The organism is Methylobacterium sp. 77 (genome assembly GCF_000372825.1).
In the GTDB taxonomy this organism is placed as follows: Bacteria; Pseudomonadota; Alphaproteobacteria; order Rhizobiales; family Beijerinckiaceae; genus Methylobacterium.
This window is the reverse complement of record NZ_KB910516.1, coordinates 283448-297204: the sequence shown is the minus strand read 5'-3', so window position 1 is coordinate 297204 and position 13757 is coordinate 283448. Positions and strand designations below refer to the sequence as shown.

The window sequence follows — 13757 nt, the reverse complement described above, 5'->3', positions numbered from 1 at the left end:
CGGTGGCGGGCGCAGGCCCGTATCGACCGTGATGCGCCGCTTCAGCGTGTCTGTTGAGTCACACCTTGGGATGAAGGCAGATCTACCAAGTGCTTAGCTGAATGTTTTAGTGTGATGCGTTCGCCGACCCCTCGTCTCCTCGGGTCGGATCGCCGTCCGATGGCAGCATCATTTTACGCGACATTCAATTCCGTGCTTGCCACCGAGAATCAGGTTTTGTTAACGATTAACCATTAGCGTTTCACGTCAATGACGAGGGAGCGTCCGCCACGGGCCGGTGGCGGGCGAACGGCGGGGGCTTGCCCGAACGCTGCATACGGCCGGCTGGCTGGGGACCGACGATGCGGGTACTTCTGATCGAAGACGACAGCGCGACCGCGCAGAGCATCGAATTGATGCTCAAGTCGGAGAGCTTCAACACCTACACGACGGATCTCGGCGAGGAAGGAATCGACCTCGGCAAGCTCTACGATTACGATATCATCCTTCTCGACCTGAACCTCCCCGACATGTCGGGCTACGAGGTGCTCCGCAACCTCCGGGTGGCGAAGGTCAAGACGCCGATTCTGATCCTCTCCGGCATGGCCGGCATCGAGGACAAGGTGAAGGGCCTCGGCTTCGGTGCCGATGACTACCTCACCAAACCTTTCCACAAGGATGAGCTGGTCGCTCGCATTCATGCGATCGTCCGTCGCTCGAAGGGCCACGCCCAGTCGGTCATCACCACCGGCGACCTGATCGTGAACCTCGATCAGAAGACCGTCGAAGTCTCCGGCAGCCGCGTCCATCTCACCGGCAAGGAGTACCAGATGCTGGAACTCCTCTCGCTGCGGAAGGGCACGACCCTGACGAAGGAGATGTTCCTCAACCACCTCTACGGCGGCATGGACGAGCCCGAGCTGAAGATCATCGACGTGTTCATCTGCAAGCTGCGCAAGAAGCTCGCGAACGCCTCCTCCGGCAAGAACTACATCGAGACGGTCTGGGGCCGGGGCTACGTGCTCCGCGAGCCGAACGAAGGCGAAGAGCGCATCGCCGTCTGAGCCGACACGCTCCGCCTACGAAAAAGCCCCGCGCGAGCGGGGCTTTTTGTTCTGCGCGAACGCCGTATCGATCCGGACGTGAAATCTGAACAGCTCGAGGCCCGCGCCTTCCGCGTCAACGCGCGGTCGTTGCGGGATCGATCCGGATGGTGAGGTCGGCTTTTCCCTGGATGAGCCGGACGACCGTACTGCCTGCCTTCGACAGGGGCAGCCCGTTCAACGACAATTCGCCGGACGTGAAAGCGGGCGTCACCCGCTGGCGTTCGATCTCCTGTCCGTCGATGGCGAGAGTCGCGAGCCGACCCGAATTCTTGTTCGCCAGGACGGCCAGGCGCCGACCGCTTTCGGCATCGAGGATCAGACGCGCCGTCGCGCCGTTCGGCGCTTGCGAATCACGCTTGATCGCAGCTTTCGCGACCCGCAGGGACAGGGGTTCGGAGGCCATGGCGGGCTGAACCGCGGCCATCGCCCCGAGCAGTGGCAGGATTGTGAGGATTCTCATGGCGTCGTTCCATGCGCAACCGGCGCCCGAGCGCGGATCTGCCTCTCGTGACACGTGAATCGTGATGTGTCGCGCTACAATCCGACGACCCGGCGCAAGGCGAGCTGCGGCTGCGTGGCGAAGGTCGGCCGCGCGACGGCCGGAGCCTGGCCGTAGAGGCCCCTGTGCTGCGGGTGCGGCACGAGCCGGTCGGTGAGACCGATGACGGTTTCGGCGGCGCCCAGCAGGACGGCGCCGTCCGGAGCGAGGCTTGAGCTCAAGCGGCCCAACACGTCGCCCTTCGTCGGCGCATCGAAATAGATGAGCACGTTGCGGCAGTAGATGATGTCAAATGCACCCAGCGAATCGAACGGATTCAGCAGGTTCAGCGGGCGGAAATCCACCATCTGGCGCAAGCTCGCCGAGATGCGCCACTGCTCGCCCACCTGTTCGAAATGCTTGAGCAGGGATTGCACCGGAAGGCCGCGCTGCACCTCGAAATGGCTGTAGAGGCCGGCCTTGGCCTTTTCCAGCACTTCGGTCGAGAGGTCGGTGGCGACGATATCCACCTGCCAGCCGGCAAGGCGCGGCGCGGCGTCCTGTATCAGCATGGCCAGGGAATAGGGTTCCTGTCCCGTGGAGGACGCTGCGCACCAGATCCTCAGGCGGCGCTGAGCGGCGCGGCGGCTCAGGGCCTCCGGCAGCAGCACGTCCCTGAACAGGTCGAAGGGGACGCGGTCGCGGAAGAAGAAGGTCTCGTTCGTGGTCATCGCCTCGACGACGGACCGCTCCAGGCTCAGGTCCCGCGACGCCTTCAGCGCGTTGACCAGATCGTGGAGGGTCGCGAGGTTGAAGCGCCGGCAGACGGGCGTGAGCCGGCTCTCGATGAGGTAGCGTTTCTCGGCGCTGAGGGCGAGGCCCGACCGCGTCTTGAGGTATCCGCGCAGGAAGTCGAACTCGATGTCGGTCATGCGCCATGCCCCGTCAGAAGGTTGCGGAGCGCCGCGCCGATCTCGCCGAGCGGCAGGACGGCCTGGGCGAGCCCGGCTTTGGCGACGCTGCCCGGCATGCCCCAGACGGTGCTGGTCGCCTCGTCCTGGGCAAGCACGGCCGCGCCCGCGTCGGTGAGGGAGCGCGCGCCGTTGGTTCCGTCGGAACCCATTCCGGTCAGGACCACCGCGAGCGCCGCCGCGCCGTAGAGGGCCGCCGCATCATTGAACAGCACATCCACGGCGGGCCGACAGAAATTCACGACCGGTCCGTCGTCGAGGCGAATCGAGAGATCGTTTCGGCTGCCTTGGAGGCCCATATGGCGCCCCCCCGGCGCCACGTAGATCCGGCCGGGCTGGATGCGCTCGTCGGCCTTGCCTTCGGCGGCGGGCAAGCCGGTCCTCGCGCCGAGATGCTCGGCGAAGACCGCCGTGAAGACCGGCGGCATGTGCTGGACGATCAGGACGGGGAACTGACGCAGGGTCGCGCTGCCGATCTTCTCCAGCACCTCGCCGACCGCGCGCGGTCCGCCGGTGGAGGAGCCGATGAGAAGGCAGCGCGGCGGAATTCCCGTGCGGGCTTTCGGACGCAGGACCACCGGCGTCGCCGGACGCTGAACCGGTGCCGGTGCGTGATAGGCCGCTCCCTGCGGCGCTACGGGGGAAGGTCCACGGCGTCGGGCACGCGAGGCTCCGAAGACGCGCACCCGCTCGATCAGTTCGGCACGGAACGTGTCCGAGGTGGTGACGCCGCGATTGCTTTCCGGCTTGGCGAGATAATCGACGGCGCCGAGCGCGAGGCAGCGCAGGGAGATGTCGGCGTTGCGCGTCGTCAGGGTCGACATCATCACGACCTGCACGCCCGGGCTCTTGGCGAGAAGCAGAGGCAGGGCCTGCGTCCCGTCGAGTTCCGGCATGTCGATGTCGAGAAGCACGACGTCCGGGTCGACGCGCGACATGGCTTCGAGGGCGATGCGGCCATTGGAGGCCGTGGCCACCACCTCGAACCCGGCCTCGCCGATCCATCGGGCCACGAGGCCGCGGACCACCGCCGAATCATCGGCGATCAGAACGCGCACGCGGGCGGCGGTACTGGTGCCGGCACCGGCGGGCGGCGCGAAGGCAGGGGCGGAGGCGGCAGCGGCCATGGGACTCTACGCTTCGACGGCACGACGGGGAAAGGCGGTGACGATCCGGCGCGGAACGGCATCCGCGCCGTCATCGTGTCAGGCGGCGGCCTGCTGGCCGAACCCGACCTGTTCGAGCTTGGCCGTCACGATCTCGCGGTCGAACGGCTTCATGATGTACTCGTCGGCACCGGCATGCAGCGCCCGGGCGATGGCGCCGACATCGTTCTCGGTGGTGCAGAACAGGACCTTCGGCGCGGCGCCGCCGGGAGTCTGGCGCAGGGCGCGCAAGAACTCGTAGCCGTCCATGGTCGGCATGTTCCAGTCGAGCAGGATCACGTCGGGCATCGATTCGATACAGACCACCAAAGCCTTGGCGCCGTCCTCGGCCTCCCCGACCTTAAAGTTCATGGTCTCGAGGATACGCCGCGCGACCTTACGGATCACGGCGGAATCGTCGACGATGAGACAGTTCTTCATGGGGCTGTCCTCGCTCAGGATGGTCAGGCGGCGCCGGCGATATCGTGCTGCGTTCCGAAGGCGAGGAGCGCGTCGACATCGAGGATGACGAGCAGCCGGCCGTCGAGCCGGTGCACGCCGAGCGAGAGATTGCGCCAACGGGAATCGAGGTTGATCGGAACCGGCTCGTGTGTGTCGGCCCCCAGCTTCAGAACCTCGCCGACACCGTCGACCACGAGCGCGAAGGTTTCGCCGCCCTGTTCGAGACCGATCGCCATCTTCTCGCTGTCCTCGGCCCGCTCCGGCAGGCCGAGACGGCGGCGCAGGCACAGGGCCGTGACCACGCGTCCGCGCAGGTTCAGGAGGCCGACGATCTCCGGCGGAGCCAGCGGCACGGGCGTCACCCCGGCGGGGATGAAGACGTCGTGCACCCGGTCGATGGCGAGGCCGAACATGGTATCGGCGACGAACACCGTAATGAAGTCGTTGGTGGCGCCGTTCTCGACGCCCTTGTTGCTGTTGGCGGCCTGCATCATGGCTCAGAGTGTCCGATCTCGCTCGAAGGCAGGGTTCAGGCGGCTTTGGAAAGGCTGACGATGTCGATCTCGCCGAGGGCGGAGATCAGTCCGCTGCGATCGAACTTCGCCACCAGATCCACGATCGAGAGGGAGCGGGCTCGCTCGATGGCATCGATGCCGACGGTGCCGGACAGGCCGATCACCGGAAGCCGGGAGAGGCGCTCGTCGCCCTTGCGCATGGCGGCGACGAGGTCGAAGCCGTTGCGGCCGGGCATTTCCAGATCGCACACGACCACGTCGATGCGGCCGTTGTTCACCAGGGTCGTGAGGGCCGCCTCGGCGCTGCCGGCGGTGATCACGTTGTAGCCGGCGGCCTTGAGGACCGGGCTCAGCATGTCGCGGAAGAAGGCCGAATCGTCCACCAGGAGCAGCGTCGCGCTGCGCTTCTCGGGCTTGCGCGATCCCCGTGCCCAGTCGTCGTAGGCCAGGGGCAGGAAGTGGGCGATGTTGATGATCTCGGTGGCGCGGCCGCGCAGGACCGCCGAGCCGATGAGGTCCGACCGCTCGGCCGCTATCTCCACGTCGAGGCGTTCCTCGACGATGTCGACGATCTCGTCGACGACGAGGCCCATCGCCCGTTCGCCGTCCGAGAACACCACGAGGGCTTGCGTCCCCTCGCTTCTGATCTCGATCGACGGATCGGCCGGGACCAGCGGCATGAGCCGGCCGCGGTACTGGATCAGCGGACGGCCGCCGACCCATTCGATCTTGTTGGCCTCGATCTCTTCGAGGCGCGTGACCAGGGAAAGCGGCACGGCCTTGAAGCCGCCCCCGCCGCCCTTGAACACCAGCAGCGTCGCCTTGGCGTCGGCGGCATCCATCTCCTCCGGCTCGGCATCCACCGGGATACCGCCCGATTGGGCGCCCTGGCTGACCTGTCGGGCGATGCCGTTCGGATCGACGATCAGGACCACCGCGCCGTCACCGAGGATGGTGTTGCCGGCAAAGAGCGGCAGGTGGCGCAGCTTGGACGACATCGGCTTCACGACGATCTCTTCCGTGTGGAAGACCTCGTCGACGAGGATGCCGAAGCGCTGGCGTCCGACCTGGGCGACGACGACGAAACCGCTGTCGATGCTCTCGGCATTGTCCTTCTGACCGAGCACACCGGTGAGGGTGACGATCGGCAGCAGGCGTTCGCGGAGACGCAGGACCGGCGAGCCGTTGATGCGCTCCACCGTCTGGGCGGTGGCCTTGTCGACGCGCACGAGTTCCAGCACCGCCACCTGCGGCACGGCGTAGCGAAGGTCGCCGGCCTTCACGATGAGGGCGGCGATGATCGCCAGCGTCAGCGGTATCTTGATGGTGAAGGTGGTGCCGCGGCCGAGCTGCGTGTTGATGTCGATGACGCCGCCGATCAGCTCGATATTGGTCTTCACCACATCCATGCCGACGCCGCGGCCCGAGACCGAGGTGACCGCCTTCGCGGTGGAGAAGCCGGGATGGAAGATGAACTTCGCCACCTGGGCGTCGGTCATCTTGTCGATATCGGCCTGGCTCGCGACGTTGCGCTCCACCGCCTTGCGGCGGATGGCGGAGAGATCGAGGCCCTTGCCGTCATCGGCGATCTCGATCGTGATCGTGCCGCCCTCGTGATAGGCCGACAGGCGGATCGTGCCACGGGCCGGCTTGCCGGCGGATTTGCGGTCGGCGGCGGATTCGATGCCGTGATCGGCCGAATTCCGCACCATGTGGGTAAGCGGGTCCTTGATGACTTCGAGGACCTGACGGTCGAGCTCGGTCTCGGCGCCGCTCATGATCAGTTCGATCTGCTTGCCGAGTTCCGACGACAGATCGCGGACCACGCGCGGCAGCTTCTGCCAGGCATTGCCGATCGGCTGCATGCGCGTCTTCATGACGCCTTCCTGCAGCTCGGCCGTCACATGGCTGAGGCGCTGCAGGGGAACCTTGTAGGTCGAATCGTCGTGGCGACGGGCGATCTCGAGGAGCTGGTTGCGGGTCAGGACCAGCTCCGACACCATCGTCATCAGGTGTTCGAGCGTGTCGACGTTGACTCGGATGCTCTGGACTTTAGAGACCCCGCCCTCGGATTCGCCGCTCGGCGCATCCCCGGCAGTCTTCTTGGTGCCGGAAGCCTTCGCCGAAGGCTCTTCGACGAAGGACGCACTCTCTGGCTCCGGCAACCGAAGCTCGGGCAAGGCGACGGGCGCGGGCGATGCGGCGGGTGCCGGATCGGCGGCGACGGGCGCGAATTCGTCGGGACCTTCGGCTTCGAGGAAGGCGCGCTCCAGGTCGTCCAGGGAGACCTCTCCCGGCTTGAGCTCGCGCACCACCGGATCGGGGAGCTTGATCTCCGCCTTCGGTGCCGGCGCCACATGCGGGGCCGCCGACATGGCATCGAGGGCATCGATCAGGTCATTGTCGGTGCCGGTCGGCTCTGAGCCCGTATTCTCGAGGTCGCCGAGGATCTGTTTGAGGCGGTCCAGCGTCACCAGGATCAGGCTGACCGCGGGGGTGCTCACCGGCATGCCGTCGCGGAACTGGCCCATCAGCGTCTCGGCCGCGTGAGCCAGCGCTTCGAGCCGTGGCAGGCCGAGGAACCCGCAGGTTCCCTTGATCGTATGCACCAGACGGAAAATGTTCCGCAGGATCGTCTGGTTGTTCGGATCCTGCTCGAAGCGGACGAGTTCTGCGTCCACGGTATCGAGATGCTCTGCGCTCTCGGTCAGAAACTCACGCAGCAAGTCATCCATCAGAGGCACTCGGTCCAGACGCGCACTAAGTTTGTGCGCCTTCCACCTTGAGGCCGACAGGTTAGTGAAGAGTTTCGAGGGAGAGACAAATCCAAAAGTCCCGGCAGGGTCCGATTCAGAACTGCCGGAACTTTCAGCCCGTGGATCAGGCGAGCGAAGTCTCGGGCGGCTCGCTGTCAGAGGGACGCGTATCCTCCAGCGGCTGTTTCGCGGGGGTGGCGGCCGGCGCGACGCTGTCGGCCACCGGCTCGGCGCGGATCGTCACCTCGTCGCCCTCGATGCTGAAGCGGACGTTCATCGCGGCCGCGCGTGCCACCAGCCCGGCATAGAACGGTAGGATGCTGTGAGCGTCGACGGTGCCGCCCTCCGGCGTTCCCGCGATCAGGTCCTCGACATGGGCCGGGATGCGCGCGTGCGAGCCCTTCGACGTGAGGGTGATCGTCGGCGCCTCGCCGTCGCCGCGCACGACCACGTCGATCAGGCCGCCGCGAGGGATGGTGGTGGTCGCGATCATGACGAGGTTGAGCAGGAGCTTGACCTTGTTCTTCGGGTAGAGCGCCTGCGGTGCGCTCCAGGTGAGCTGGGTCTTCTCGTCGCCGAACATCCCGCGGGACACCTTCTCGGCATCGGCGAGGTCGATCGACGCGCCGGCCGAGCCGGCGGCACCGAAGGCGATGCGGGCGAATTGCAGCCTCGCCGAAGCCTGCTTCGCGCTCTTGCCGATGAGTTCGAGCGCGAATTCCCGCATCGAGGTGTCGCTCTCGTCCTCCAGGACTTCGAGACCGTTCACGATCGCGCCGACCGGACTGATGACATCATGACAGACGCGCGAGCAGAGCAGCGCGGAGAGATCGAGGGAATCGAGATCGACGGGGGTCATCGTGCTCTCCGCACAGGGCAATGGATGGGCCGCCGATGCGGCCGGTCCGTCGGCTTCGAGAAACGAAACCAACCGAGGGCGGCACCGATAGACGGCACCGGATGCTTTGAAAAGCGACGCGACGAGTGCGTAGAACGCTTTGGAGCAGACTCTAGAGTCGACAAGGCGCGGCTCGCAAGGCAAGACTTTCCTATGCCCCTCGATCCGCGGATGCGCGACAGCATCGCGACGACATTGACCGACATCGCCTGCGAGGCCGGCGACATCCTCCGGCGACATCACGGTGGCGATTGCCCGCACGTGCTCAAGCCGGATGGAACGCCGTCCAGCGAAGCCGATATCGAATCGGAAAAGCTGATCCTCGACGCGCTGAAGCGGCACTACCCCACGATTCCGGTGGTCTCTGAGGAATCCACCTACGACATTCCACCCTCGGATCTATTTTTCCTGGTCGATCCGCTCGACGGCACCCGCGATTTTCTGGCGGGCAATCCCGATTACAGCGTCAATATCTGCCTGATCGAGGGCAACCGGCCCGTCGCCTCCGCGGTGGCGGCGCCCGGGATCGGCCGTGTCTGGGGCGCGGGCGTCACCGCGTTCGAGGCGGCGATCCATCGCGGGCGACCGACGACGCGGTTCGCGATCCGTGTCCGCAAGGGGCCGGAGGATGGGCTCGTGGCACTGGTCAGCCGGCGGCATGGCGACACGGAGACGGAGGCCTGCCTCGCCGGGTTGCCCATCGGCCAGCGGCGCGGCGTCGCCTCGGCCCTCAAATTCTGCCTCATCGCCTCGGGCGAGGCCGATATCTACGTCCGCTGCGGCCCGACCATGGAATGGGACACCGCCGCCGGGGACCATGTTCTCACCAGCGCGGGCGGCTGCGTCATCGTGCCTTCGGGGCGCGAGATCACGTATGGCCATTACCGCATCTTCTACCGCAACGGCCCTTTCGCAGCGCTCGGCGATCCGAGCTACACCAGCCGTCTCGGCCTGCCCAATCGCGGGCCGACGCTGACCCCGATCCGGCCGGCCTGTTCTCCCGAGACGACGCCACCGCCGGTCTGATCATCGCGCTCGCATCAGGGCGCGTCGCCGTCATCGGTGAGCATGCGCAGGGCCGGCCACTTGTCCTCGGCCGCTGCGAGGATGGCGGGTGACGCCACGACCCTGGCGCGATGCTCGCCGTTGCGGAAGAGGTAGAGCGCGTCCCCCGCCGGACCGGGCAGGATCGCGAAGACCGCCGGGTCCGAATCGACGAGCCGTCCGTTCACGATGCCGATTGGATCGTAGCCGCCGAGCCGGGGCGCGTAGGTGGACGGCGCATCGCGGAAGGCTGCGAGGTTTCCGGCCCGCGAGAACCGCCAGGTCCGCCCCTTCCAGACCCATTCGAAGGCCGCGCGACCCGGTTGCGGTGGTCCGTCCGGATCGAGAAAATAGCTCACCGCGTCGAATCCGTTGAGCGCGATCAGCCCCTGCCCCGCCAGGGATCTGCGGGGTGCGGCGAGGCACGACGCCAGCATGGCGCCGACGAGGTGACGTCGCGTTAACCGTCTCATGCGGTAATTCATGCTGTACTCGTCGGTACGCGGGCTCGAACATCCGCCTGTCCCGGCTCGGACACGTCCGGCCGGGGAGAATGTGGGCGAAGAGGCCGGATGTCGAACCTTGGTTGAGCGAACATGGTGCTCCGGATGACAAATCCTTCGAACCCGCTCGCCGTATCGGCCGAGCCTTCCCCGCTCCCGACCCGGCGTCGCGGCCTCGTCCTGGGGGCGGTCGCCGCCTGCCTGCTGGCCGGCGTCTCCATCGCTCCCGCCTTCGCCTTCGACGAGGCTCCCCCCGGCCGGTTCCGTCCCGCCGAGATCGTCGATAACGGCCACAAGTTCTTCGGCTCGATGTCGCGTGGGCTCGCGCTCACGGTGGAGGAAGCGACCCGCCGCTGGGGCGAACCCAACGGCTACATCCTCGGACAGGAAGCTTCCGGCGCCATCGTCGGCGGCGTCCGCTACGGCGAGGGCACGCTCTATACCCGCAATGCCGGGCAGCGGCGGATCTACTGGCAGGGGCCGTCCATCGGCTTCGATGTCGGCGGCGACGGCGACCGCACGATGATGCTTCTCTACAACCTGCCCTCGGTCTCCGGCCTCTATCGCCGCTTCGGCGGCGTCGACGGATCGGCCTATTTCATCGGCGGGTTCGGAATGACCGCGGTCACCACCGACGGGATGGTGGTGGTGCCGATCAGGACCGGCGTCGGCGCGCGGCTCGGGATCAATGTCGGCTACCTGAAGTTCACGTCGAAACCGACCTGGAACCCGTTCTGATCCACTACGACGGCCTCTGCCGGCGCGGGCTCATTGGACGCTCGTCGAGGGATTGGTCTCGTCTGGCGGAAATGGTCTAAAGGCATGGGCGTTGCGGTCCCTCCGGCCGCGCCATGGCTAGGATGAGCATTCCCGCGTGATCGAAACCGTGATGATCTTCGCGCTCGGCTTCCTGGCCGCAAGCCTGTGCGCCCTCATGGTCCTGCCGGCGGTGAGCGCCCGCGCGACCCGCCTCGCCAAGCGCCGGCTCGAAGGCCTCGTGCCGTTCTCGACATCCGAGATCGCCGCGGAGAAGGATTATCTGCGCGCGCGTTTCGCGGTCGCTCAGCGGCGCCTGGAGCGCAAGGTCGAAGCGGCCCGCGCCAGCCGGCACGCGGATATGGCCGCGATCGGCGCGAGGACCATCGAGATCGCGGCCCTGTCACGGAACGTGGAGGAGCGGGACGCCGACCTCGCCTCGACGCGAGCGACCCTCGACGGCGTGGAGCGGGACCTGACCACGGCGCGCGCCGAGGGCACGCTGAGCCTCGCGACGCTCGAGGTCCTGGAAAACGCCCAGCGCGATCTCATCGACGACCTCCACGCCCTGCGGGAGGCGAAGGCATCGCCCGAGACAAATGGCCACGGCTCAACCGGCGAGGATTCCGGTGGTGAAATTTCCGCTGACCAGAAGTCCACCGGTCAAGATTCCACCGGTGACGACACCATCCGCGATCTGCCGGCGCGCTACGCGGCGCTTCTCGCCGAATGCGAAGCCCTGCGGACGGCACAGGCGACCCCCGACGAGGAGATTGCCGGGCTTCGTCGGCGCATCGTCGAGGTGGCCGATTCCCTGCTTCGCCACAATCGCCTTCCCTCCGTCGAAGCCTTCACCATGCCAGGTTCGCAGGCGGGCGCGGTCGCGATGAAACAGACGGAGCCCGTCTGATCCGAAGGCGAATGGCGCGGGCGCCATTGCAGGTGGCGAAGGGTGTGGCGTAGAAGCCGCATTCTTCATGGGATGACCACCGGCGTGCCTTGTTTCGACCATGCATAGGCATCATCGGGTTCGTCACATCCTCACTGTCTGAGACGGATCGCGTTCCCTATGGCTTTCAAGTCGACCTCGCTTGCCCTCGCTCTCGCCGCCATGGCCACATTGTCGTCGGCGGCGGCATTCGCGCAAAGCGCTCCCCAGACGAAGCGTGGAAACGAGACGCTGAAGAAGTACTGCACCGGCGATTACCTGACCTATTGCGGCAACCTCTCCCCCGATGATCCGGCCATGGACAAGTGCTTCCAGACCAACTGGACCAAGCTGTCCGAGAATTGCCGCCGCGCCATCGATGCCTATGAGAAGTCCCCCGGCAAGAAGGGCTGATCTCGAAGACTGAGGCGTCCCTGCCTCAGGCGGCACAAAGCGTGGCCGTTGCGCTCGCATCGGCGAGACGCAGCGGCTATGATGCCGCTGCCTGAGGTTCCGGACCCGCGTTGATGTTGTTTCGCTCCCGCCTGACGTTGATCCTCGTTCTGGGCTGCGTCGCCCTCGCCGGGGCCGGCTGCGGCCGGCGCGGCGCGCTGCAGGCGCCGGACACCCGCGCGCCCGCGCAACCCGCCGGGCTCGGCCTCGGTGGGCCGGTGGTGGACTCCACCGCGGTGGCAGATGGCGACGATCTCGATCCCTCGGCCATCTCCGGCACGCCCCAAGGTGTCGTCGAGGCACCGGTCCAGACGACGAAGGGCGCCAAGCGCGGCTACAACATCCCCAAGAAGCCCTTCATCCTCGACCCGCTGCTTTAGAAGCCAGCCTTCGCGACGTCGTTCCGCCATCCGGTGTCCGGCGCGCTCTCGATTCCGGGTACGTCCCCCAAGGCCCGCCGATGCATCATTTTCAATATCGCAACGGCCTGCTGGCTGCCGAGGACGTCGATCTGACCGGGTTGGCGGCGGAGGTCGGCACGCCGTTCTACTGCTACTCGTCGGCCACGTTGGCGCGGCATTACCGCGTCTTCGCCGAGGCGTTCGCGGGAGACGACGCCCTCGTCTGCTACGCGATGAAGGCCAATTCGAACCAGGCCGTCCTGACCACGCTCGCGCGCCTCGGCGCCGGCATGGACATCGTCTCCGAGGGTGAATTGCGGCGCGCGCTCGCCGCCGGCGTCGATCCGCAGCGGATCGTGTTCTCGGGGGTCGGCAAGACCCGCGAGGAGATGGCGGCCGCGCTGCATGCCGGCATCTACTGCTTCAACGTGGAGAGCGAGCCGGAACTCGACGTCCTGTCCGAGGTCGCCTCCAGCCTGGGCGCGACCGCGCCGGTCTCGGTCCGGGTCAACCCGGACGTCGATGCCGGGACGCATGCCAAGATCTCCACCGGTAAATCCGAGAACAAGTTCGGCATTCCGATCGGCCGCGCGCCGGAGGTCTATGCCCACGCGGCTTCCCTGCCGGGGATCGCGGTGTCGGGCGTCGACATGCATATCGGCAGCCAGATCACGGACCTCGCGCCCTTCGCCCATGCGGCCGGGCTCCTCGCCGAACTGGCGCGCAGCCTGATGGCGCAGGGCCACCCGCTCCACCACATCGATTTCGGCGGCGGCCTCGGCATCCCCTACCGCGAGGACAACGCCCCTCCCCCGGAGCCGAGCGCCCTGGCGGACATCCTGCGCCCGCATTTCCAGCCGCTCGGCCTGCGTCCGGTCTTCGAGATCGGCCGCATGATCGCCGGCAATGCCGGCATTCTCGTCACCCGCGTGCTCTACGTGAAGCGCACCGAGGGCCGGACCTTCGTCATCGTCGACGCGGCGATGAACGATCTCATCCGCCCGACGCTCTACGAGGCCTATCACGCCCTCCGTCCGGTCATCGAGCCCGGCGCCGACACGCCCCGCCTCGTCGCCGACGTGGTCGGTCCCGTCTGCGAGAGCGGCGACTACATCGCCCTCGCCCGCGACATCCCGGACGTGGCGCCGGGCGACCTCGTCGCGGTGATGACGGCCGGCGCCTACGGGGCGGTCCAGGCCGGAACCTACAACACCCGCCGCCTCGTGGCCGAGGTTCTGGTGAGCGGCGACAGGGCAGCCGTCGTCCGGCCACGCCAGACCTACGACGAGCTCATCGGCCTCGACCGCGTGCCCGACTGGCTGCGGGCGGAGTAAAGCATCGTCCCGAAAAGTGGGAACCGGT

Annotated in this window: 15 protein-coding genes; 7 read left to right on the top strand and 8 right to left on the bottom strand. The window is 66.9% G+C overall.

Going from position 1 to position 13757, the window contains the following annotated elements:
- Positions 1-341 precede the first annotated feature (341 nt).
- Complete coding sequence (locus A3OK_RS0101320) at positions 342-1043, top strand: response regulator transcription factor CtrA (RefSeq protein WP_019903129.1); 702 nt, start codon at positions 342-344, stop codon at positions 1041-1043.
- 115 nt (positions 1044-1158) lie between these two features.
- Here A3OK_RS0101320 and A3OK_RS0101315 read toward each other — a convergent pair whose 3' ends face one another.
- The 7 genes from A3OK_RS0101315 to A3OK_RS0101285 all read right to left on the bottom strand — a co-directional run bounded on the left by A3OK_RS0101315 (position 1159) and on the right by A3OK_RS0101285 (position 8271).
- Entirely contained in the window at positions 1159-1545 is a 387-nt protein-coding gene (locus A3OK_RS0101315; protein WP_019903128.1) for a hypothetical protein, read from the bottom strand.
- Positions 1546-1619: 74 nt separating this feature from the next.
- Positions 1620-2495 (bottom strand): protein-glutamate O-methyltransferase CheR, encoded by an 876-nt coding sequence (locus A3OK_RS0101310; RefSeq protein ID WP_019903127.1) that lies wholly within the window; start codon positions 2493-2495, stop codon positions 1620-1622.
- Entirely contained in the window at positions 2492-3661 is a 1170-nt protein-coding gene (locus A3OK_RS0101305; protein WP_019903126.1) for a chemotaxis response regulator protein-glutamate methylesterase, read from the bottom strand. The genes A3OK_RS0101310 and A3OK_RS0101305 overlap by 4 nt, the downstream gene beginning before the upstream one ends.
- Before the next feature lie 78 nt (positions 3662-3739).
- Complete coding sequence (locus A3OK_RS0101300; RefSeq protein WP_019903125.1) at positions 3740-4120, bottom strand: response regulator; 381 nt, start codon at positions 4118-4120, stop codon at positions 3740-3742.
- A 23-nt stretch (positions 4121-4143) separates the two neighbouring features.
- Positions 4144-4632, bottom strand: a complete 489-nt coding sequence (locus tag A3OK_RS0101295; RefSeq protein ID WP_026596818.1) for a chemotaxis protein CheW — start codon at positions 4630-4632, stop codon at positions 4144-4146.
- A gap of 38 nt (positions 4633-4670) precedes the next feature.
- The gene (locus tag A3OK_RS0101290; protein ID WP_019903123.1) at positions 4671-7391 is read right to left on the bottom strand and encodes a hybrid sensor histidine kinase/response regulator; all 2721 of its coding nucleotides are present in this window, start codon (positions 7389-7391) and stop codon (positions 4671-4673) included.
- A 145-nt stretch (positions 7392-7536) separates the two neighbouring features.
- A complete protein-coding gene (locus A3OK_RS0101285) occupies positions 7537-8271 on the bottom strand; it encodes a histidine phosphotransferase family protein (RefSeq protein WP_019903122.1) in 735 nt (244 codons plus the stop codon).
- 210 nt (positions 8272-8481) lie between these two features.
- Between A3OK_RS0101285 and A3OK_RS0101280 the strand changes: the two genes are divergently transcribed.
- On the top strand, positions 8482-9336 hold the full coding sequence (locus A3OK_RS0101280) for a 3'(2'),5'-bisphosphate nucleotidase CysQ (protein ID WP_245259287.1): 855 nt from the start codon (positions 8482-8484) through the stop codon (positions 9334-9336).
- Positions 9337-9350: 14 nt separating this feature from the next.
- On the opposite strand, the gene A3OK_RS0101275 is transcribed toward A3OK_RS0101280, so the two are convergent.
- The gene (locus A3OK_RS0101275) at positions 9351-9827 is read right to left on the bottom strand and encodes a hypothetical protein (protein WP_036302466.1); all 477 of its coding nucleotides are present in this window, start codon (positions 9825-9827) and stop codon (positions 9351-9353) included.
- A gap of 123 nt (positions 9828-9950) precedes the next feature.
- Between A3OK_RS0101275 and A3OK_RS0101270 the strand changes: the two genes are divergently transcribed.
- The 5 genes from A3OK_RS0101270 (at position 9951) to lysA (ending at position 13729) form a co-directional block, all read left to right on the top strand.
- The gene (locus A3OK_RS0101270) at positions 9951-10595 is read left to right on the top strand and encodes a DUF1134 domain-containing protein (RefSeq protein WP_019903119.1); all 645 of its coding nucleotides are present in this window, start codon (positions 9951-9953) and stop codon (positions 10593-10595) included.
- A gap of 136 nt (positions 10596-10731) precedes the next feature.
- Entirely contained in the window at positions 10732-11523 is a 792-nt protein-coding gene (locus A3OK_RS0101265; protein WP_019903118.1) for a hypothetical protein, read from the top strand.
- A 159-nt stretch (positions 11524-11682) separates the two neighbouring features.
- Entirely contained in the window at positions 11683-11955 is a 273-nt protein-coding gene (locus A3OK_RS0101260) for a hypothetical protein (protein ID WP_019903117.1), read from the top strand.
- A gap of 113 nt (positions 11956-12068) precedes the next feature.
- Complete coding sequence (locus A3OK_RS0101255) at positions 12069-12374, top strand: hypothetical protein (protein WP_019903116.1); 306 nt, start codon at positions 12069-12071, stop codon at positions 12372-12374.
- An 80-nt stretch (positions 12375-12454) separates the two neighbouring features.
- Entirely contained in the window at positions 12455-13729 is a 1275-nt protein-coding gene (lysA, locus tag A3OK_RS0101250) for a diaminopimelate decarboxylase (RefSeq protein ID WP_019903115.1), read from the top strand.
- The last annotated feature ends 28 nt before the right edge of the window (positions 13730-13757 follow it).

Excerpts from the sequence above, each read along its gene's own strand:
- A3OK_RS0101320 (WP_019903129.1), top strand. The coding sequence starts at position 342 with ATGCGGGTACTTCTGATCGAAGACGACAGCGCGACCGCGCAGAGCATC.
- A3OK_RS0101315 (WP_019903128.1), bottom strand. The coding sequence starts at position 1,545 with ATGAGAATCCTCACAATCCTGCCACTGCTCGGGGCGATGGCCGCGGTT.
- A3OK_RS0101310 (WP_019903127.1), bottom strand. The coding sequence starts at position 2,495 with ATGACCGACATCGAGTTCGACTTCCTGCGCGGATACCTCAAGACGCGG.
- A3OK_RS0101305 (WP_019903126.1), bottom strand. The coding sequence starts at position 3,661 with ATGGCCGCTGCCGCCTCCGCCCCTGCCTTCGCGCCGCCCGCCGGTGCC.
- A3OK_RS0101300 (WP_019903125.1), bottom strand. The coding sequence starts at position 4,120 with ATGAAGAACTGTCTCATCGTCGACGATTCCGCCGTGATCCGTAAGGTC.
- A3OK_RS0101295 (WP_026596818.1), bottom strand. The coding sequence starts at position 4,632 with ATGCAGGCCGCCAACAGCAACAAGGGCGTCGAGAACGGCGCCACCAAC.
- A3OK_RS0101290 (WP_019903123.1), bottom strand. The coding sequence starts at position 7,391 with ATGGATGACTTGCTGCGTGAGTTTCTGACCGAGAGCGCAGAGCATCTC.
- A3OK_RS0101285 (WP_019903122.1), bottom strand. The coding sequence starts at position 8,271 with ATGACCCCCGTCGATCTCGATTCCCTCGATCTCTCCGCGCTGCTCTGC.
- A3OK_RS0101280 (WP_245259287.1), top strand. The coding sequence starts at position 8,482 with ATGCGCGACAGCATCGCGACGACATTGACCGACATCGCCTGCGAGGCC.
- A3OK_RS0101275 (WP_036302466.1), bottom strand. The coding sequence starts at position 9,827 with ATGAGACGGTTAACGCGACGTCACCTCGTCGGCGCCATGCTGGCGTCG.
- A3OK_RS0101270 (WP_019903119.1), top strand. The coding sequence starts at position 9,951 with ATGGTGCTCCGGATGACAAATCCTTCGAACCCGCTCGCCGTATCGGCC.
- A3OK_RS0101260 (WP_019903117.1), top strand. The coding sequence starts at position 11,683 with ATGGCTTTCAAGTCGACCTCGCTTGCCCTCGCTCTCGCCGCCATGGCC.
- A3OK_RS0101255 (WP_019903116.1), top strand. The coding sequence starts at position 12,069 with ATGTTGTTTCGCTCCCGCCTGACGTTGATCCTCGTTCTGGGCTGCGTC.
- lysA (WP_019903115.1), top strand. The coding sequence starts at position 12,455 with ATGCATCATTTTCAATATCGCAACGGCCTGCTGGCTGCCGAGGACGTC.